At 73.7% G+C, this 19,113-nt stretch carries 16 protein-coding genes; 7 read left to right on the top strand and 9 right to left on the bottom strand.

Going from position 1 to position 19,113, the window contains the following annotated elements; genetic code table 11:
- Nucleotides 1-405: 405 nt before the first annotated feature.
- A complete protein-coding gene (gene pepN / locus ABT137_RS26350; RefSeq protein WP_351713006.1) occupies nt 406-2,841 on the bottom strand; it encodes an aminopeptidase N in 2,436 nt (811 codons plus the stop codon).
- A 161-nt stretch (nt 2,842-3,002) separates the two neighbouring features.
- Between pepN and ABT137_RS26345 the strand changes: the two genes are divergently transcribed.
- A complete protein-coding gene (locus ABT137_RS26345) occupies nt 3,003-4,148 on the top strand; it encodes an acyl-CoA dehydrogenase family protein (RefSeq protein WP_351713004.1) in 1,146 nt (381 codons plus the stop codon).
- A gap of 141 nt (nt 4,149-4,289) precedes the next feature.
- On the opposite strand, the gene ABT137_RS26340 is transcribed toward ABT137_RS26345, so the two are convergent.
- From ABT137_RS26340 to ABT137_RS26315, 6 genes are all read right to left on the bottom strand, one after another.
- Nucleotides 4,290-4,619: a rhodanese-like domain-containing protein gene (locus ABT137_RS26340; protein ID WP_351713287.1), complete on the bottom strand. Its 330-nt coding sequence runs from the start codon at nt 4,617-4,619 to the stop codon at nt 4,290-4,292.
- Nucleotides 4,620-4,668: 49 nt separating this feature from the next.
- Entirely contained in the window at nt 4,669-5,481 is an 813-nt protein-coding gene (locus tag ABT137_RS26335; RefSeq protein WP_351713002.1) for a hypothetical protein, read from the bottom strand.
- 9 nt (nt 5,482-5,490) lie between these two features.
- The gene (locus ABT137_RS26330; RefSeq protein ID WP_351713000.1) at nt 5,491-5,955 is read right to left on the bottom strand and encodes a hypothetical protein; all 465 of its coding nucleotides are present in this window, start codon (nt 5,953-5,955) and stop codon (nt 5,491-5,493) included.
- 49 nt (nt 5,956-6,004) lie between these two features.
- Nucleotides 6,005-7,468: a DUF2252 domain-containing protein gene (locus ABT137_RS26325; protein ID WP_351712998.1), complete on the bottom strand. Its 1,464-nt coding sequence runs from the start codon at nt 7,466-7,468 to the stop codon at nt 6,005-6,007.
- 280 nt (nt 7,469-7,748) lie between these two features.
- On the bottom strand, nt 7,749-8,408 hold the full coding sequence (locus ABT137_RS26320) for a response regulator transcription factor (protein WP_351712996.1): 660 nt from the start codon (nt 8,406-8,408) through the stop codon (nt 7,749-7,751).
- A complete protein-coding gene (locus ABT137_RS26315; RefSeq protein ID WP_502984577.1) occupies nt 8,381-9,676 on the bottom strand; it encodes a sensor histidine kinase in 1,296 nt (431 codons plus the stop codon). Before ABT137_RS26315 ends, ABT137_RS26320 begins: the two co-directional genes overlap by 28 nt.
- A 166-nt stretch (nt 9,677-9,842) precedes the next feature.
- Between ABT137_RS26315 and ABT137_RS26310 the strand changes: the two genes are divergently transcribed.
- The 5 genes from ABT137_RS26310 to ABT137_RS26290 all read left to right on the top strand — a co-directional run bounded on the left by ABT137_RS26310 (nt 9,843) and on the right by ABT137_RS26290 (nt 16,423).
- Nucleotides 9,843-10,721: an ABC transporter ATP-binding protein gene (locus ABT137_RS26310; protein WP_351712994.1), complete on the top strand. Its 879-nt coding sequence runs from the start codon at nt 9,843-9,845 to the stop codon at nt 10,719-10,721.
- A complete protein-coding gene (locus tag ABT137_RS26305; RefSeq protein WP_351712992.1) occupies nt 10,715-13,162 on the top strand; it encodes an ABC transporter permease in 2,448 nt (815 codons plus the stop codon). The genes ABT137_RS26310 and ABT137_RS26305 overlap by 7 nt, the downstream gene beginning before the upstream one ends.
- A gap of 164 nt (nt 13,163-13,326) precedes the next feature.
- Complete coding sequence (locus tag ABT137_RS26300; RefSeq protein ID WP_351712990.1) at nt 13,327-14,094, top strand: IclR family transcriptional regulator; 768 nt, start codon at nt 13,327-13,329, stop codon at nt 14,092-14,094.
- A 108-nt stretch (nt 14,095-14,202) separates the two neighbouring features.
- Nucleotides 14,203-15,135, top strand: coding sequence for a PDR/VanB family oxidoreductase (locus ABT137_RS26295; protein ID WP_351713283.1), 933 nt, complete (start codon nt 14,203-14,205; stop codon nt 15,133-15,135).
- Between the two features lie 73 nt (nt 15,136-15,208).
- Complete coding sequence (locus ABT137_RS26290) at nt 15,209-16,423, top strand: cytochrome P450 (RefSeq protein ID WP_351712988.1); 1,215 nt, start codon at nt 15,209-15,211, stop codon at nt 16,421-16,423.
- Between the two features lie 6 nt (nt 16,424-16,429).
- On the opposite strand, the gene ABT137_RS26285 is transcribed toward ABT137_RS26290, so the two are convergent.
- Complete coding sequence (locus tag ABT137_RS26285) at nt 16,430-16,900, bottom strand: NAD(P)-binding domain-containing protein (protein ID WP_351712986.1); 471 nt, start codon at nt 16,898-16,900, stop codon at nt 16,430-16,432.
- A 117-nt stretch (nt 16,901-17,017) separates the two neighbouring features.
- Entirely contained in the window at nt 17,018-17,941 is a 924-nt protein-coding gene (locus ABT137_RS26280; protein WP_351712984.1) for an SDR family NAD(P)-dependent oxidoreductase, read from the bottom strand.
- Between the two features lie 132 nt (nt 17,942-18,073).
- Between ABT137_RS26280 and ABT137_RS26275 the strand changes: the two genes are divergently transcribed.
- The gene (locus tag ABT137_RS26275; RefSeq protein WP_351712982.1) at nt 18,074-18,964 is read left to right on the top strand and encodes a helix-turn-helix transcriptional regulator; all 891 of its coding nucleotides are present in this window, start codon (nt 18,074-18,076) and stop codon (nt 18,962-18,964) included.
- The last annotated feature ends 149 nt before the right edge of the window (nt 18,965-19,113 follow it).

Here is a 19,113-nt window from a genome sequence, read left to right as displayed (position 1 = left end):
CCGATTCCGCCGCGTCGTCCGGGCGGCCGCCGATCCGGCGCCGCCCGGTGTGCCGCTGCCCGGCACTCGCACGGAACGGTACTCAGCACCGGCCACCGGGCGCAGCCCCGGGGACCAGCCCGACGGCGTGGCCATCGCCACTCCGGGCACGGCCGTCGGCCCTTCCGATCCGGGGCACCGGTGCCCGCCGTCCGAGATCACCCCAGGTCATACGGCGTCCGAGCCCGCCCACCGACCACGCTTCCGCGAGTTTTCCACAGGTCGCGGCCGAGGTTTTCCACAGGGGTTGATCGTCGGTACGGGCCCGGCGACCATGGGATCGGCCGGAACCGAACGATCGGACGGGGCCGAGCGATCGGACGGGACCCCGGCCGGCCTGCCCCAGCCAGGCTTCCCCGCCCGGGATCAGTCGTTCGCGCCCCGGGCGCGGAGCATGCGGTGGACGGCGTCCGCGCGTTCCAGGAGGGTCTTGCGGACCACGGGGGGCGCTTCCCCGGCCGCCCGACGGACCCTCTCGATGTACACGGCATCGATGGCGTACGGCGGGAAGAGGTGGGAGGTGTAGGTCATCGCCGGGATCATGCCGCCCTGGTGCAGTTCGGGGATCGCGGCCAGGTAGCGCTCGGTGTAGGGGGCGAGCAGGGCGTCCTGGCCGGGGCGCCAGAAGGCGGCCGCCACCGGGGAGACCGACGCGACGGGCACCTCGCGGTCCACGACCAGCCGCTGCCAGACCTCGGCCTTCGCGGCCGGGTCGGGGAGGGCGGCCCGGACGGTGAGGGCGCGGACCCAGGCGTCGGGGTCGGCGTCGCGTTCGAGCAGGGCGGCGGACTCGCCGGTGACGTCGCCGCCGAGTTCGGCCTCGCGGACGAGGGCGCGCCAGCGCAGGTCGACGTCGTCGCCGGCCTGTTCGCGGAGCCAGGCCAGGTCCTCGGCACCGGTCGCGGTGCGGGCGAGGCCGCGCAGGGCGACCTGGCGGCGGCCCGGGTCGGCGGCGAGCCGACGGCAGGCCGCGGCCACGGCCTCGGTCAGCGCGGGGCGTTCGGCGGGCGGGGCCCAGAGTTCGGCGATGGTGGTGGCGAGCGTGAGGTAGGGCTCGATCACGGCGTCGGACGTCTCGGCGGCGAGGACCGCGGTGAGGCAGCGGCCGGCCTCGGCCGCCGTGGCCTCACCGGCCGTGAGCATGTCCCAGACGGTGGCGGCGGCCACGCCCCGGGAGATCGCCGTGGGCAGCTGAGCCGCCGCGCGGAAGAGGGTGTCCCGGGCGGTGGGGTCCGGGCGGGTGGTGGCGAAGGTGAGGTCGTCGTCGTTGACGAGGAGGAGGTCGGACGTGGCGGGAAGGCCGGTGACCGGGGTGCGGGCCTCGGTGACCTCGACGCGGACCAGCGCGGCGCGTTCCAGGGCGTCGCCGGCGCGGTCGTACGCGCCGACCGCGAGGACCTGGGGGCGCGGGTTGCCGTCGGCGAGCAGGGTGACGGTGTCGCCGTCGCGCTCCAGGGTGAAGCGGTCGGAGCCGGCGCTCTCCAGCCAGGCCTTGCGCCAGCCGGTCAGGTCGCGGCCGCTGGCCTCGGCGAGGGCGTCGATCAGGTCCTGGAGGGTGGTGGTGCCCCAGGCGTGACGGGCGAAGTAGGCGGCCATGCCGGTGCGGAAGCGGTCCTCTCCGACGTAGGTCATCAGCTGGAGGAGGACGGAGGCGCCCTTGGGGTAGGTGATGTTGTCGAAGATCGACGCGGCCTGGGCGACGTCGTGGATGGGCTGGTGGATCGGGTGCGAGACCGGGCCCTGGTCGGAGAGGTACGCCCTGACCTTGCCGCTGAGGAGGTGGCCCGCCCAGGCGTCGGTGTAGCGGGTGGCGCCCTCGGCGGCCCAGTGGCAGGCGAACTCGGCGAAGGCCTCGTTCAGCCAGAGGTCGTCCCACCAGCGCATGGTGACGATGTTGCCGAACCACATGTGCGCCATCTCGTGCAGCAGCACCACCGCGAGCAGCTCGCGCTCGGCGGGTGTCGGCTCGGCCCGCCGCAGGAAGGCGTCCGACCAGGTCACGCAGCCGTAGTTCTCCATCGCGCCGCCGAACTCGGGCATGAAGACCTGGTCGTACGTGCGCTGCGGGAACGGCATCGCGAAGGCCTCCGCGTAGAAGGCGAGGCCCTGCCGGGTGAGGGTGAAGATCTCGTCGGCGTCGCGTTCCAGGACCTCGGCGAGCGAGCGGCGTGCGTAGATCCCGAGGTCGTGGCCGTCGGCCTCGCGACGGATCCCGTGGAAGGGGCCGGCGTTGACGACGGTGTTGTACACGGACAGCGGCGGGGTGTCCGGGAAGCTCCAGCGGCGGGCCGCGCCCTGCTCCTCGATCCGCGGGTCACCGGAGTTGCTGAGGACGGTCCAGGCGGCCGGGGCCGTGACGGTGAAGGCGTGCGGGGCCTTGAGGTCGGGCTGGTCGAAGCAGGCCCAGACGAAACGGGCCTCGTCGGGTTCGAAGCTCGTCCACACGTACACCTCGCCGTCGGCGGGGTCGGTGGCCTTGTGCACGCCCTGGCCGGCGGCGGTGTCGGCCTGGACGCTCTCGACGCGCAGCACGTTGTGCGCGGCCAGGCCGGGCAGCGGGATCCGGCCGTCACCGGAGGGGGTGAGAGGGCTGCCGTTCAGGGTGGCGGAGCGGACCTCGGCCGCGCAGTCGACGAAGGTCTCCGCGCCCGGCTCGGAGCAGCTGAAGGTGACCGTGGAGACGCAGCGGATCTCCGGTCCGTCCGGGAGTGCGGTGAGGTCGATGTCGACGTCGTACCGCTCGACCGCGATCAGTGCGGCCCGGTACTCGGCCTCGGTACGGGTCAGGCTGCGGATCCCCATGTGTCCTCCCTCGTCTGTCCGTCCCCCATCGGCGGACAACGGCCGTCAGCCTATGACGGGAAGAGCTGGTGATCGCAGGGGTTTTGGGTTCCCTTCTTCTAGAACCTGTTCTATCTTGACGGACCGTCAGATCAGCGGGGACCCGCCGGGAGGACAGGACCGTGGACTTCACCTTCACCGAGGAGCAGTTGGCGGCGGCCGAGGCTGCACGGGGGGTGTTCGCCGGGGTGGCACCGGACGCGGTGCCGAGCCCGGCGCTGACCACCGGCGCCGTGGCCGAGGGCTTCGACCGGGAACTGTGGGACAGGCTGGCGGGCGCGGATCTGCTGAGCCTGCTGCTGGGCGAGGAGTACGGCGGCGCCGGTCTGGACGCCATCGCGCTGTGTCTGGTGCTGCGGGAGTCGGCGAAGGTGCTGGCGAGGGTGCCGTTGCTGGAGCACAGCGCGGCCCTGGCGGCCGTGCAGAGGTACGGGACGGCGGAGTTGCGGGACCGGCTGGCGGCGCGGGCGGGGCGGGGCGAGCCGGTGCTGACCGTCGCCGCGAGCGGGCGCACCGGGCACGACCCGGCCGAGCTGGCGGTGACCGCCCGGCGGGACGGTGACAAGTGGGTGCTGGACGGGGTGCAGACGGCGGTGCCGTGGGCGTACGACGCCGATCTCGTCGTCGTACCGGCGCGCACCGAGGCGGACCGGAGCGTGCTGGCGCTGGTGGCGCCGGGCGGCGAGGGGGCTGCGGCCGGGGTCACGGTCGCCGAGCAGGTGTCGACCAGCGGGGAACGGCTCGGGGAGCTGCGGCTGGAGTCGGCGCGGGTCGCGGAGCGGGACGTGGTGACGGCGGAGGGGGCCTGGGAGTGGCTGCGGGAGCTGCTGCTGACCGGGACGTGTGCGCTGGCGCTCGGGGTGGGTGAGCGGGTGCTGCGGATGACCGGCGAGTACGCCGGGAAGCGGGAGCAGTTCGGGTATCCCATCGCCACGTTCCAGGCGGTGGCCGTGCAGGCCGCCGACCGGTACATCGACCTGCGGGCCATGGAGGCGACGCTGTGGCAGGCGGCGTGGCGGATCGCGTCGGCGGCGGCCGGGGCGCTGCCGACGGCCGGGGACGTGGCGGTGGCGAAGATCTGGGCGGCCGAGGGGGTGCGGCGGGTGGTGCAGACCGCGCAGCATCTGCACGGCGGGTTCGGGGCCGACACCGAGTATGTGCTGCACCGGTATCACGCGTGGGCGAAGCAGATCGAGCTGGCGCTCGGGGGCGCCGGGGTTCACGAGGAGGCGTTGGGGGATCTGCTCGCTGCGCATCCGCTGGGGTAGTGGATGGGGAAGGGGGCGTTCGGTCGTAGGTGACCTGCGGGCCGGACGGGGCTGGTCGCGCCCACGCGGCGGAAGCCGCATATCGAATACAGCCCCGCGCCCCTGAAGGGGCTCTCCAGCGCCGGCGCCATCAGGTTCCCCTCAGACGACGAAGCCCGGTTCTCCCCCGTCCGTGACGACCTCGCGGCCCGCTGCCTGCCACACCTGCATGCCGCCGTCCACGTTCACGGCGTCGATGCCCTGCTGGACCAGGTACATCGTGACCTGGGCCGAGCGGCCGCCGGAGCGGCAGATGACGTGGACGCGGGCGTCCTGCGGGGCCGCCTCGGTGAGTTCGCCGTAGCGGGCCACGAAGTCGCTGATCGGGATGTGCAGGGCACCGGCCGCATGGCCCGCCTGCCACTCGTCGTCCTCGCGGACGTCCAGCAGGAAGTCGCCGTCCTTGAGGTCCGCGACCTCGACCGTGGGCACACGCGCTGCGAAGTTCATGTCCCCGACGCTACCCGACCGCGGCGGAGGGCTACTCCTGGGTCAGCAGGGCCGCCAGTTCCGCCTCGCGTTCGGTCACGTCCTTCCGGAGCCGCTCGGCGATCTCGTCGAGGAGGCCGTCGGGGTCGTCCGGGGCCAGCCGGAGCAGGCCGGCGATGGGGCCGTTCTCCAGCTCCTTGGCGACCAGGCCGAGCAGTTCCTTGCGCTCGGAGAGCCATTCCAGACGGGCGTACAGCTCCTCGGCCCGGCTCGGCCTGCGCTCCGGCGGGACGGGGCCGGCCGCCCACTCCTCGGCCAGCTCGCGCAGCAGGGCCTCGTCGCCGCGGGCGTAGGCCGCGTTGACCCGGCTGAGGAACTCCTCGCGCCGCGCCTGCTCGGCCTCGTCCTGCACCAGGTCGGGATGGGCCTTGCGGGCCAGCTCGCGGTAGAGCCGGCGGGCCTCCTCGCTGGGGCGGACCCGCTGCGGAGGCCGGACCTCCTGCTCGGTGAGCATCGCGACGGCTTCCGGAAACAGGCCGTCACCGTCCATCCAGCCGTTCAGCAGCTCCTCGACACCGGGGATGGGCAGGACCCGGGCCCGGGCCTCCTCGGCGGCGCGGATGTCCTCGGGGTCGCCGGTACGGGCGGCCTTCGCCTCGGCGATCCGCGCGTCCAGCTCCTCGATGCGGAGGTAGAGGGGGCCGAGTTTCTGTTCGTGCAGGCGGGAGAAGTTCTCCACCTCGACGCGGAACGTCTCGACCGCGATCTCGTACTCGATCAACGCCTGCTCGGCGGCCCGCACGGCCTGCTCCAGCCGTTCCTCGGGCCGCGGTGCCTGGGACTGCTCAGCTTCCGGGGTCGTCACCCGACCAGCCTAGGGCCTGTCGCCGTCGGCGGTGGCCAGGACCCACTCGGCGACCAGATCGGTGCAGGCCACGACGAGGGTGCCGGGGCGGCAGGCCAGCTCGTGGGTGCAGCCGCCGGGGTGCGGGAGGATCTCGTCGAGGATCACCTCGCCGAGCGAGGTGAGGTCGCAGGCGCCCAGGATGTCCGTCTGGAAGCGGGAGACTCCCGCGTAGCGGACGATCAGGTCCTCGTCGTGCTTGAAGCAGTTGTGGCGGAAGCGGATCTCCATGTCGGCGGGGGCCGTGCGGCGCATGTCCAGCGGGCGCAGGTCCTTCACACAGCGGCGGCCGCCGAACTCGTAGTGGCGCGGGTCGGTGGCGAAGGCGCGGGCGCCGGGCGGCAGGCCGGCGGCCAGTTCCGGCAGCCGCGCCAGGTAGGGGCCGGGGTCGATGGAGACCGCGGCCGCGCCCTCGTCTATTTCGACGTACTTCACGTCAGCACCTCTCGGGATACCGGAGGCCGGAAGCCGGAGATCACGCGGATCACACCCCGAGCTCCGCCGCTATCCGTCCCGCCCGCACCGCGGTCACCAGTTCCTCGTGGTCCGCCTCCGTGCGGTCGGCGTAGGTCACCGCGAACGCGGCGATCGCCTCGTCCAGCTCCTCGTTCTTGCCGCAGTAGCCGGCGATCAGGCGCGGGTCGGCGCTGTGCGAGTGGGCGCGGGCCAGCAGGGCGCCGGTCATCCGGCCGTAGTCGTCGATCTGGTCGGGGGACAGGGCGGCCGGGTCGACGCTGCCCTTGCGGTTGCGGAACTGGCGGACCTGGAACGGGCGGCCGTCCACCGTGGTCCAGCCGAGCAGGATGTCGCTGACCACCTGCATCCGCTTCTGGCCGAGTACCACCCGGCGGCCCTCGTGGTCCACGGCCGGCGTCTCGAAGCCGGCCGTGGCGAGATGGGGGACGAGCGCGGACGGGCGGGCCTCCTTGACCTGGAGGATCAGCGGCTCGCCGCGGTGGTCGAGGAGGAGGACGACGTAGGAGCGGGTGCCGACGCTGCCGGTGCCGACGATCCGGAAGGCGACGTCGTGCGGGGTGTGCCGGGCGAGCAGCGGGTGACGGTCCTCGGAGAGCGTGGTCACGTAGTGCTCCAGGGCGGCGGTGACCGCCTCCGCCTCCGCGTCCGGGACCCGGCGCAGCACCGGCACGGCGTCCACGAAGCGGCGGCCGCCGTCCTCGGTGGGCTCGGTGGAGCGGGCCGCGAACCGGCCGCTGGTGTTGGCGCGGGCCTTCTCCGAGACCCGGCGCAGGGTGCCGATCATGTCGTGGGCGTCGGAGTGGGAGACCAGCTCCTCGTCCGCGATCGCGTTCCACGCGTCCAGCACCGGGAGCTTGGCCAGCAGGCGCATGGTGCGGCGGTAGGCGCCGGCCGCGTCGCCCGCCGCCTTGCGGCACATGTCCTCGTCGGCGCCCGCCCCCCGGCCGGCCAGCACCAGGGAGGCGGCGAGCCGCTTGAGGTCCCACTCCCAGGGGCCGAGCACCGTCTCGTCGAAGTCGTTCAGGTCGATGACGAGGTCGCCGCGCGGGTCGCCGTACAGGCCGAAGTTGGCCGCGTGGGCGTCGCCGCAGATCTGGGTGGCGATCCGGGTCATCGGGGTGCGGGCCAGGTCGTGCGCCATCAGGCCGGCCGAGCCGCGCAGGAACGCGAACGGGCTTGCCGCCATCCTGCCGACCCTTATCGGGATCAGCTCCGGGATGCGGTCCCGGTTGGACTCCTCGACCGCGCGGACCGCGTCGGGACGGGAGCCGTCCAGATCCAGGGCGTCATGGCTGCGGCGCGGCACCGCCGAACGCAGCGCCTTGCCCTCCTCCTTGGGGGAGCCCTGCGAAGGCCACTGCGCAAAGCCCTTCGGCGCGGGCAGCTTGCGCCCGCCGACCGCCGTCGGCTCTTCCACTCCGGTCACGTCGACCGCCTCCCCCGTACTCCACGCACGCACACGCACGAACATCAACTCGTGGAGACGGTACAGGTGGGGGCCGAAAGCCGTCAGACCCTGTGGATAACTTCGGGGTGGTTTGGGGGGGCTACGCCGTGGTCCGTCCGTGGGCGGGTGGGGGCGGTTCGCGCAGTTCCCCGCGCCCCCAAGAAGGTGGGTCCACTGGTCCCACCTCAACAGGGGCGCGGGGAACTGCGCGAGCAACCACGACGCACCCGCAGCCGAAAACACCACGGAGCACCCTGAACAAGGCTCCTGGACAAGGCCTCTGAACAAGGCCCCTGAAAAGAGGTCACGCCCTCAAATACGCCAGCACAGCCAGCACCCGCCGGTGCGAATCCTCCGCCGGCGGCAGGTCCAGCTTCGTCAGGATCCCCCCGATGTGCTTCCCCACCGCCGCCTCCGAGACCACCAGCTCTCTCGCGATCGCCCCGTTCGACTTCCCCTCGGCGACCAGCGCGAGCACCTCCCGCTCCCGCGGTGACAGCCGCTCCAGCGGATCCCGGCGCCGGCGCAGCAGTTGCCGTACCACCTCGGGGTCGACCACCGTCCCCCCGTCGGCCACCTCCCCCAACGCCGCGACGAACTCCGCCACCTGCCCCACCCGGTCCTTGAGCAGGTACCCGACGCCCGATCCGTCCCCGGAGTCGAGGAGTTCGGCGACGTAACTGCGCTGCACGTACTGGCTGAGGACCAGGATCGGCAGCGTCGGCCGGGCCGCGCGCAGCCGCACCGCCGCGTGCAGGCCCTCGTCCTGGAAGCCCGGCGGCATCCGCACGTCCGTCACGACGACGTCGGGCGCGTGTTCCTCGACCGCCGCGACCAGCGCCTCCGCGTCCCCCACCGCGGCGACCACCTCATGACCGAACCGGCCCAGCAGCCCCGCGATCCCCTCCCGCAGCAGGACGCCGTCCTCGGCCAGGACTACGCGCAGAGGTCGATCGGCTCGCACGGCAACTCCACACGCAGCAGGGTCGGTCCGCCCGGCGGGCTGGACAGGGAGAGTCTGCCATCGAGGACGGACACCCGGTCCGCCAGTCCGGTGAGGCCGCTGCCCGCCCCGGCGTCCGCGCCGCCGCGGCCGTCGTCGCGCACCTCCAGGTGCAGCCGGCCGTCCCGGTGCCCGCCGGTCACCTCGGCGCGGCCCGCACCACTGTGCCGGTCGACGTTGGCGAGCGCCTCCCGCACCACGAAGTACGCGGCCGCCTCGACCGCCTCCGGCAGCCGCCCGGGCAGCCGGAATCCGACGTCCACAGGAACGGCCGTCCGATCCGCCGCATCCGCCACCGCCGCCTCCAGGCCATGGTCGGCCAGCACCTTCGGATGGATCCCGTGCACGATCTCCCGCAGCTCGGCGAGCGCCTCACCCGCCTCCCGCTGGGCCTTGGCGAGCTGGTCGGCGAGCGGTCCCGGCGGGGCGTCCAGGCGGGCCAGGCCCAGGGTCATCGACAGGGCGACCAGGCGCTGTTGGGCCCCGTCGTGCAGATCGCGCTCGATGCGCCGCCGTTCCGCCTCGAAGGCGTCCACCAACCGCGCCCGGGACCGCGCCAGTTCGACGACCCTGTCCCCCAACTCGGCCTCGCGCGGCGCGATCAGCAGCCGGGCGAGACCGGCCCGCGCACCGGCCGCCACACCCAGCGCATAGCCGCCGAGAGCCAGCAGCAGCACCCCGGCCAGCGCGATGCCGAAGGCGCCCGGCCAGCCGGTGACCGTCCACGCCTTCAGCACCTTCGTCTCCCGGCCGTCGCCGACCGTGGCCAGCAGCAGCGGGGTGGCGGCCATCGACAGCGGGCAGAGCAGCGCGAGCGTCACGGCGAGCGCGTCCACCGGCCACAACAGGCCCGCGAACAGCAGCGCATGGCCGAGCTCGCGCCAGGTCGCCCGCTCCCGCAGCCGGGTCGCGAGCCACGCCCGCAGTCCCGGGGCGGACGGCCGGACATGGGGGTCGTACACCCGCTCCCGGTCGACCAGCCGCAGCCGGCGCCGTTCGAGCGAGGCCACCGGAAGGCCCGCGAGCGCCGTGAGGAGCAGCAGCGGCAGCCCGACGAGTACGACGGCGAGCACCGCGCCGACCGTGACCGCGGCCACCAGTCCCACCAGGAGTACGGCTCCGGTCACCGCGCCGGTCAGCAGGTAACCGGCGGCCCGCCAGGGCCAGGAGGAGATCAGGAAGCCGGGCCCGGCCATGGCCTGCCAGACGCTGCGGGGACGGGGCTGCATCCGGTCACCGTAGGCGGCGGGCGGGGGACGCGGCCATCCGTCCAGCCGCCGGAGCAGGGGTATGCCTGGCCCTACCCCGGCTCTCGGTCCTGCCGCACTGCGCCGCCCCGCCCCCGAACGGTTTCGTGGCCGTACCGCCATCGATCGAACCGACACGTGAGGACCCATGGACGCCATCAACCTGCGTTCCGTCAGCAGACGTCACGGCTCCGGCGACCGCGCCGTCACCGCGCTCGACGAGGTCTCCCTGGACTTTCCGAGGGGAACCTTCACCGCCGTCATGGGGCCGTCCGGCTCCGGCAAGTCGACCCTGCTGCAGTGTGCGGCGGGCCTCGACCGGCCGACTTCCGGGTCCGTCCTGCTGGGCGGGACCGAGCTGACCGGGCTGAGCGAGACGAAGCTGACCCTGCTGCGCCGGGAGCGCGTCGGCTTCGTCTTCCAGGCGTTCAACCTGCTGCCCTCGCTCACCGCCGAGCAGAACGTGGCGCTGCCGCTGCGGCTGGCGGGGCGCCGTCCCCCGAGGGCTCGGGTCCGCGAGGTCCTCGACCGGGTCGGACTCGCCGACCGCGCACGGCACCGGCCGAGCGAGCTGTCCGGCGGGCAGCAGCAGCGCGTCGCGCTGGCCCGCGCCCTGATCACCCGCCCCGACATCCTGTTCGGCGACGAGCCGACCGGCGCCCTGGACTCGCAGGCCGGCCACACGGTGCTGACACTGCTGCGCGCCATGGTGGACGACGAGGACCGGACGACCGTCATGGTCACCCACGACCCGGTCGCCGCCTCCTACGCCGACCGCGTCGTCTTTCTCGTCGACGGCCGGGTGAGCGGCGAACTGACCGGCGCACCCGCCGCCGACATCGCCACACGCCTGACCGGGCTGGAGGCCCTGCCGTCCAGGCCGCAGCCCCAGCCGTCCCCGCTGAAGGACGACCCGTCCAGGCCGCAGGCCCAGCCGTCCGCACTGGAAGCCGACCCGTCCAAGCCGCAGATCCAGCCGTCCCCGCTGAAGGACGACCCGTCCAAGCCGCAGGCCCAGCCGTGCTGAGCGTCGCCTTGCACACCCTGCGCGCCCGCCGGGTCACCTTCGTCGGCAGCTTCGTCGCCCTCGCGCTGGGCGTGGCCCTGCTCACCGTGATGGGCCTGGCGCTCGCCTCCTCGCTGGACGCGCCGCGGCGCGCCCCGGAGCGGTTCGCCGCCGCCCCGGTCGTCGTCAAGGGTGCCGACACCCTGCGGGTCGCCACCCCGATCGGCACCCGCACCCAGCAGCTCGCCCAGCCGCGTGCCGTACCCGCCACCGCCGTCGCCGAGTTGGAGAGGCTCGGCAAGGTCACCTTCGACCGCACCTTCGCCGTGCGGGCGGAGAACGGACCCGGCGATCTCGTCGGGCACCCCTGGCCGGTCGCCGCCTTCGCGCCGTACGAGATCACCTCGGGCCGCGCGCCGCGCACCGCCCGCGAGGTCGTCGTCACCGGGAGCTGGGCGCAGCCCGGCCGCACCCTCCGCACGGACCACGGCAGCGTCACCGTCGTCGGCACCGTCGCCGACCGCGGCTTCGAGCACGCCGTCTTCTACACCGACGCGCGGGCGGCACGACTGGCGCCCCGCAGCACCCAGTTGGTCGTGACCGCGCGACCGGCGGCCGTACGGAACGCGGTGCGGGGCGTCCCGGGCGTGCAGGTCCTCACCGGCGACGGCCGGCGTCTCGCCGACCCGGACCCGGACCGCGACCGCGAGGCGCTGACCGCGCTGAACGCCCTGTTCGGCACCGCCGGCGGGGTCACCGCCTTCGTGTCGGTCTTCGTGGTAGCGTCCACCTTCGCCTTCGCGGTCGCCCAGCGCCGCCGCGAGTTCGGCCTGCTGCGCACCGCCGGGGCGACACCCGGGCAGCTCCGCAGGACGGTGCTGGCCGAGGCCCTGCTGGTCGGGGCGCTCGCCTCGGCGGTGGGCTGCGTGCTCGGCAGGTACGGCGCACCCCGCCTCGCCCGCTGGACCGTCGACGGCGGACTCGCTCCGGGCTGGTTCCGGATCGGCGGCCCCACCTGGCCGTACGGCGCGGCCTTCTCGGCCGGTCTGCTCGTCGCCCTGCTGGGCGCGGCCGCCGCGGCCTGGCGGGCGGGCCGGACCGGGCCGACGGAGGCGTTGCGCGAGGCGGACGTGGACAGCGGGCCGATGGCCCGGGGGCGCCTGCTGTGCGGTGCGGGCCTGTTGCTGACGGCGGCCGTGCTGCAGGCCCTCGACGCCCCCGGCGACCTGCTGCACCGCAAGACCTATGTGAGCCGGCCGATGGTGCTGATCACGGCGGTCGCCCTGCTCTCGCCCGTCCTGGTCCGTCCGTTGGTCCGGCTGCTCACCGGGGTCCCGGCCCGGCTCCCCGGCGCCACGGGGCTGCTGGTGCGCGAGCACGCGGCCGCCGGGGTACGTCGTACGGCGGCCGTCGCGGCGCCCGTGCTGGTGACCGTCGCCCTCGCCGGCTCGCTGCTCGGTGCCACCGCGAACCTGAACGCGGCCCGGGCCGCCGAGACCCGCGACCGGACCACCGCGGCCTTCGTCGTCACGCCCCCGGACAGCGCCGGGTTCGACGAGGCGACGCTCCGCGCGGTGCGCGCGGTGCCCGGCGCCGAGGTGTCGGCGAGCGCGGCGAGCGCGGTGTACGTGCTGGAGGACGGGGTCGCCCTGATCAGGTCCGACGCCCGGGCCGCCGATCCGGCCGCGCTGGCGGCCACCGCCCGCCTCCCGCTCGCCTCCGGCCGGACCACCGGCCTCGACGACGGTTCGATCATCGTCAACGAGGAGTGGGAGCGGCACACCGTCGGGCAGCGGGTCCGGGTGTGGCTGGGCGACGGCACCCGGAAGACGTTGCGCATCGCGGCCGTGCTGCGGACGGGCACCGGCGACAACGGCGTGTACGTCACCCCGGCCAACGCCTCGGGCGCGGCCGTCGACCGGGTCGACGTGGCCCTGCGGGACGGCGCGGACGCGGACGGGGTGGCCGCCGGACTGCGGAAGGCGGTCCGGGCGAGCGGCGGACGAGTGCTCACCGCGGACCAGTGGGTCGCGGCGACCCACCCGCAGACCGACCGGACCACCCGGCTCGGCTTCCTCCTGGTCCTCGGCATCGCACTCGTCTACACCGGGATCTCCCTGGTCAACACCATGGTGATGGCGACCGCCGACCGGGTGCGCGAGCTGGCCGCGCTGCGGCTGGCCGGGGCCACCCGGGGGCAGGTGCTGCGGCTGGTCGGCGCCGAGGCGCTGACGGTGGTCGTGGTCGGGGCGCTGCTGGGGCTGCTGGTCGCGGTGCTCGAACTGGCGGGAATGTGGCGGGCCTTGCGCCTGCTGTCGGCGCCGGTCCCGGTCCGGCTGCCGTGGACGGCCATGGGTGCGACCGCCGGAGCCTGCGCGATCCTCGCCGCGACCGCCGCCGTCGCCACCGCGTGGCCCGCCCTGCGACGGGGTGCGGCGGAACTCGCGGGGGTACGGGAGTGAGCCGCGCTCAGCTCGACGCCCGCCGGGCCCCGACGACCTGGTGGACCGCCGGGCCGGTCCCGGCGCGCCACCGGGAGCGCCCCGCTCCCGGCGGTCGGCCGGCGCACCTGCCGAACAGGTGCACACCCGTGGACCCACGCGGTCAGGAGGCCGATCCTGGTCCGGTGAGGACACCTACGGGTGAGTCGGTCCTGTCGCGGGCGGTGCGGATCTTCGAGGCGTTCACGCCGGACGCGCCGGCTCTCACCGTCTCCGAGATCTCCCGGCGCACGGGACTGCACTTGGCGACCGCTTCGCGGCTGGTGGCCGAGTTGGTGTCGCACGGGTTCCTCGCGCGGGACGCGGACCGCCGGGTCCGGATCGGCGTCCGGCTGTGGGAGCTGGGGACACGGGCCTCGCCCACCCTGTCGCTGCGGGACGCGGCGATGCCGATCATGGAGGGCGTGCACGACGTGGTGGGCAACCACGTCCAGATCGGGGTGCTGGAGGGCGACGAGGTCCTGTTCCTGGAACGGCTCACCGCGCCGGGAGCCGTCATCAACTACACGCGCGTCGCGGGCCGGCTGCCGCTGCACGCGTCCTCCAGCGGGCTGGTGCTGCTCGCCCACGGACCCGTCGACCTGCAGGAACGCATCCTCACCGGGCCGCTGCACGCCTACACACCCCACACCATCACCACGGCCACCGCACTGCGTGCCACGCTCGCCGCCGTCCGGCAGCAGGGGTACGCCTACTGCCCGGGGTACTTCCACCAGGACGCCCTCGGCGTAGCGGCGCCCGTACGCGACAGCCGGGGTGGCGTGGTGGCCGCCCTGTCGGTGGTCGTCCCCCACGACGACGGGGCGGCATCCGTCGTGCCGGTGGTGCGCACCGCGGCGCGCGGCATCTCCCGGGCCCTGGCGGCCCAGGGTGCCCACGGACCGCACGGCTGAAGGGCTCCCGCCTTCGTCTCTCATTGAGTGAGAAGGCCGTCGCGCCTCCCGGATGGCCGCGCGCATCCTTCCTGCAGCCCAAGAACGGGAGGCGACGACGTGGTCGTGATGCTGGAGATCGCCGGCAAGGAGGAAGTGGCCGAGGGCGTGGTCGCCCTGAACCTCGTCCATCCGGCGGGCGCTCGGCTGCCGGACTGGACACCCGGTACCCACATCGAACTGGTACTGCCCCAGGGGATGATCCGGCACTACTCGCTGTGCGGGAACCGGTGGGACGCGTACACCTACCGGATCGCGGTCCTGCGTGAGCCGCGGGGCCGCGGCGGCTCGGCATTCGTGCACGACGCGCTGCGCCCGGGCGACCGGGTCGGGGTCGGCGGGCCGCGCAACCACTTCCCGCTGGCACCCTCCGAGAAGTACCTGTTCATCGCGGGTGGCATCGGCATCACCCCGCTGCTGCCGATGATCCACCAGGCCGAACTGCTCGGCACCGAGTGGCAGTTGCTCTACGGCGGACGCGCGAGGGCGTCCATGGCCTTCGCCGGGGAGCTGTCGGCCGGGTACGGCGAGCGGGTGCACATCGTCCCGCAGGACGACTGCGGACTGCTCGACCTCGCCTCCTGGCTCGGAACCCCGCGTCCGGACACCAAGGTCTACTGCTGCGGTCCCGCACCGCTCCTGGCCGCCGTGGCGGCCGCCTGCGCCGACTGGCCGCCGTACGCACTGCGCACCGAGCGGTTCGCCGCCGCCGGACAGGCCGCACCGGTGCGGGACACCCCGTTCGAGGTCGCCCTGCGGCGCACGGGACGCGTGGTCACCGTCGCCCCGGGCACCTCGGTGCTGGAGGCGGTGCGCCGGGCCGGGGTGGAGGTGCTGTCCTCCTGCGAGCAGGGCACCTGCGGCACCTGTCTCACCCCGGTCCTCGAGGGCCGGCCCGACCACCGCGACTCGGTCCTCGCCGATCACCAAAGGGCCGCGAACGACTGCATGTTCCCGTGCGTGTCCCGCTCCTGCGACGACCGCCTGGTCCTCGATCTCTGATGCGCCTCGGCACGAGCCGTACTCAGGAGCCGTACTCAGGAGCCGTCCTCAGGAGCCGTACTCAGGAGCCGCCATGTCCGAGACCACCGAGCCGGCCACCGCCGCGCCCGTCCGTGATGCCGACCCGTTCGGCCTCGATGTCCTGCAGGAACCGGAAGAGCTCCACCACCAGCTGCGGACCGCCGGGCCCGTGGTGTACCTCTCCCGCTACGACGTCCACGCTCTGGCCCGCTACGAGGAGGTGCACGCCGCCCTGGTGGACTGGCAGCACTTCGAGTCGGGGGCCGGGGTGGGACTGGCGAACTTCCGGCAGGAGAAGCCGTGGCGCCCGGCGAGCCTGCTGATCGAGGCCGATCCGCCTCGGCACGACGCCCCGCGACGGGTGCTGCGAGAGATCCTGGCCCCGCCCGCGCTGCGCCGCCTGCGCGCGACGTGGCAGACGGCGGCCGAGGAGACGGTCGATGAAGTCCTCGGCAGGGGAACGGAGTTCGACGCCTTCACCCACCTGGCGAGTGCCTTCCCGTTGCAGGTCTTTCCCGACGCCGTGGGCCTCGGCACCGAAGGCCGGGAGAACCTGCTGCCGTACGGCAACATGGCCTTCAACGCCTTCGGGCCCGCGAACGACCTGGTGAAGGCCGACACGCACCGGGTGGCCGAGCTGTCGGCGTGGGTGAATGCCCAGTGCGCCCGCGCTGCGCTTTCCGAGGACGGATTCGGGGCGCGGATCTGGGCGGCCGCCGACCGCGGCGACCTCACCCACGAGCAGGCGCCGCTGGTGGTGCGCTCGCTGCTCACCGCCGGAGTCGACACCACCGTGCACGGACTCGCGGCCTGCCTGTACGCGTTCGCCACCCATCCCGAGCAGTGGCAACGACTGCGCGAGCGGCCCGAGTCGGCGCGGGTCGCCTTCGACGAGGCGGTGCGCTGGCAGTCACCGGTGCAGACCTTCTTCCGTACCGCCACCACCGACGTGACCATCGCCGGCACCGTGGTCCCCGAGGGCACGAAGATCCTCATGTTCCTGGGCGCGGCCAACCGCGACCCCGCCCGCTGGGCCGACCCGGACCGCTTCGACCTCACCCGCGACCCTTCCGGCCACGTCGGCTTCGGCATGGGCATCCACCAGTGCGTCGGCCAGCACGTCGCCCGCCTGGAGGCCGAAACCCTGCTCACCGCGCTCGCCCGCCGCGTCGACCGCATCGAACTCACCGCTGCGCCACGCCGCCACCCCAACAACACCCTGCGCTCCTGGGCGTCCCTGCCCGTACGCATCCACCCGGCGGCCTGAGCCGCGTCACGAAGCGCAAGGACCCGCGAACGTCCCAGCACCACGGGTCCCAGCACTACGGGTCCCAGCGTCCCCCTCGCGCGCCCCGGCCTGCCGCCGGGCGCGGGCGACCACGCGGGCGGTGCCGACGAGGCCGGCGGCGCCGGCCAGACCTCGCTGGAGCACCTCGGAGGGGTCGCCGGTGCCATGGTTGACGGTGATCGTTCCGGGGGCGATGGCGGCCAGCAGCCCTTGGCCGTCCAGCACATCCCAGATGTCCGCGTCGTCGCGCAGGCACAGCCCGACCAGCTCGGCGGACGCCCCAAGCTCCGCAACGGTGCCGTGCACGGTGTGCGGGACCCTCTCCACCGCCGAGAGCGCTGCCGGGCGCCGCGCCCACACGTGCAGCGCGAAGCCGCGCTCACCGATGGCTTCCGCCATGGGCCCGCCCTGGTCACCGAGACCGATGAAACCGACCCCGCGTATCGTCGTCGTCATTGCGATGTTCTTTCGTCGACGCTGATGGTTCGGATGGAAACGAACCTGATGGTGCGGATGGGAAACGGCAGACCGGCGCCTTCCGCCGGTCAGCTTCCGCCGGTCAGCTTCCGCCGGTCAGCGGACGATGTCGCTCGCCAACTCCCACAGGCGCTCGGCGTTCTCCGGGTCCAGCGCGTAGGGGGCCACCCCGGGGACGCCCGGTTCGGTGGGCCGGGCGTGGACGAGCGGTGCCTCGTTGACGTCCTCGAAGTAACGGCCGCCGACCCCTTCGACCAGCGGGGAAGCGGCGAGGAACACGGTGGTCGCGGCGCCCTGCCCGACCGTCTTGCGGTAGGGCTCGGGGGTCCGCAGGCCTCCGGTGTGGCGCTGGAGGTTGGTGGCGATGGCACCGGGGTGCAGGGCGTTGGCCGTGATTCCGTCGCCGGACCAGCGGCGCTGCGCCTCGACGGCGAGCAGGACCTCGGCGGTCTTGGACTGGCCGTAGGCGGCGAGCGCGTCGTACGGGCGGAAACGGAAGTCGAGGTCGTCGAAGACCACGGGCGAGTAGAGGTGGCCGGTGGAGGAGACCGAGACCAGGCGCGCCCCGCCGCCGGCGGCGAGAGCGCGGTGCAGCCCGAGAGTCAGGGCGAAGTGCCCCAGGTAGTTGGTGGCGAACTGCTGCTCGTGCCCGGCGATGCCCCGCTCCAGCTCCGGCGGCATCATGATGCCGGCGTTGTTGATCAGGATGTGCAGCGGGCCCTGCCAGGCGGCCGTGAACGCCCGCACCGAGCCCAGGTCGGCCACGTCCAGGCGGGCGACGTGGATCGCGTCGTTGCCGGTGGCCTTGCGCAGGTCGGCCGCGACCTGCTCGCCCGCTTCCGGACGGCGGACGGCGAGCGTGACCTCGGCGCCGCGGGCAGCCAGGGCCCGGGCGGTCTCGACGCCGATACCCGAGTTGGCACCCGTGACGATCGCCCGCCTGCCGGACAGGTCGACGCCCTCGACCACCTCCGAGGCGGTGCTGGCGCGGTTGAACGGGGTGGTGAAGATCTTGGACATATGGCGCATTCCTCCGGTCGCTCGTACTGCACCGTCAGACTGCGCCGAGCGCTCGGGGACGCACCAGGACGGGCTGAGACTGGGACCGGCAGGGCCACCCACAGGCCCGGAACACGTCCGTACGCTGGCAATATGACAGCCGCCGGAGATGCGAACGCACTGGGCCGGTACCTGCGCGCCCGCAGGGAACTGGTCCAGCCCGACGACGCCCGGGACACGGGCAACCGGCGCGTCCCGGGCCTACGCCGCGAGGAGGTCGCCTTCCTCGCCGGGATCAGTTCCGACTACTACAACCGCCTGGAACAGGGCCGCGACAGGAACCCCTCCGAGCAGGTCCTGCGGAGCATCGCCCGAGCCCTGCAACTGGACGAGGAGGCGACGGCCTACCTGCTGGAGATCGCCACCCGCAGGAGCCCGCGCCGCAGACGGCCCCGCAGGCCGGAGAAGGTAGGCGACGGCATCCGCACGCTCATCGACTCCTGGCCGCTGACCCCGGCGTACGTCCACGGCAGGTACATGGACGTCCTGGCCGCCAACAGCCTCGCCATCGCCCTCTCACCGTTCAACGCGCCGGGACGCAACGGCATCCTGGCCGCGTTCCTGGAACCGGAGATGCGGGAACTCCACGAGGACTGGGAGGACATGACCGCCCGGGTCGTCCCTTACCTGCGCTCGGTCGTCGGCGCGGACATCGAAGACCCGCGCCTGGTCGAGATCGTCGGCGAGCTCTCCCTGCGCAGCGAACGCTTCCGCACCCTCTGGGCCCGGCAGGACGTCAAGCACAAGACCACCGGCGTCAGCCGACTCCGTCACCCCCAGGTCGGCCCGCTGGAACTGCACTACGAGAAGCTGCTGCTGCCGGGCACCGACGGGCACACCCTGGTCACCTACCACGCACAGCCGGGCAGCGACTCCGAGGAACGCCTGCGCCTGCTCGCCGGCATGAACGCCCCTGAGCGGGCCGGCACCACAGGGACCGCAACCGATCGCACCCGAGCCCCCGGGCACCCCATGTTCCGGTAGGCCTCCGTCCCGGAAATCCCGACGACCACGACGACCACGACGACCACCGGACAACGAGAAGCGGGCCCCCGCCATGACTTCCGTCACCGCGCCAGTGGCCGTGCCTGACGGACCGGGGTTTGGTGTAGCGGGACTCCAGCGGTTCTTCA

The sequence above is a fragment of the Streptomyces sp. NPDC001980 genome, from assembly GCF_040296885.1.
In the GTDB taxonomy this organism is placed as follows: Bacteria; Actinomycetota; Actinomycetes; order Streptomycetales; family Streptomycetaceae; genus Streptomyces.
The sequence above is the reverse complement of the archived record's forward strand: the minus strand, read 5'-3'. Positions and strand labels throughout refer to the sequence as shown.

Bases quoted from the DNA above. Each gene is read 5' to 3' on its own strand.
- pepN (WP_351713006.1), bottom strand. From the start codon at position 2,841: ATGGGGATCCGCAGCCTGACCCGTACCGAGGCCGAGTACCGGGCCGCA.
- ABT137_RS26325 (WP_351712998.1), bottom strand. From the start codon at position 7,468: ATGTTCGTGCGTGTGCGTGCGTGGAGTACGGGGGAGGCGGTCGACGTG.
- ABT137_RS26315 (WP_502984577.1), bottom strand. From the start codon at position 9,676: ATGCAGCCCCGTCCCCGCAGCGTCTGGCAGGCCATGGCCGGGCCCGGC.
- ABT137_RS26310 (WP_351712994.1), top strand. From the start codon at position 9,843: ATGGACGCCATCAACCTGCGTTCCGTCAGCAGACGTCACGGCTCCGGC.
- ABT137_RS26295 (WP_351713283.1), top strand. From the start codon at position 14,203: ATGCTGGAGATCGCCGGCAAGGAGGAAGTGGCCGAGGGCGTGGTCGCC.
- ABT137_RS26290 (WP_351712988.1), top strand. From the start codon at position 15,209: ATGTCCGAGACCACCGAGCCGGCCACCGCCGCGCCCGTCCGTGATGCC.
- ABT137_RS26285 (WP_351712986.1), bottom strand. From the start codon at position 16,900: ATGACGACGACGATACGCGGGGTCGGTTTCATCGGTCTCGGTGACCAG.
- ABT137_RS26280 (WP_351712984.1), bottom strand. From the start codon at position 17,941: ATGTCCAAGATCTTCACCACCCCGTTCAACCGCGCCAGCACCGCCTCG.
- ABT137_RS26275 (WP_351712982.1), top strand. From the start codon at position 18,074: ATGACAGCCGCCGGAGATGCGAACGCACTGGGCCGGTACCTGCGCGCC.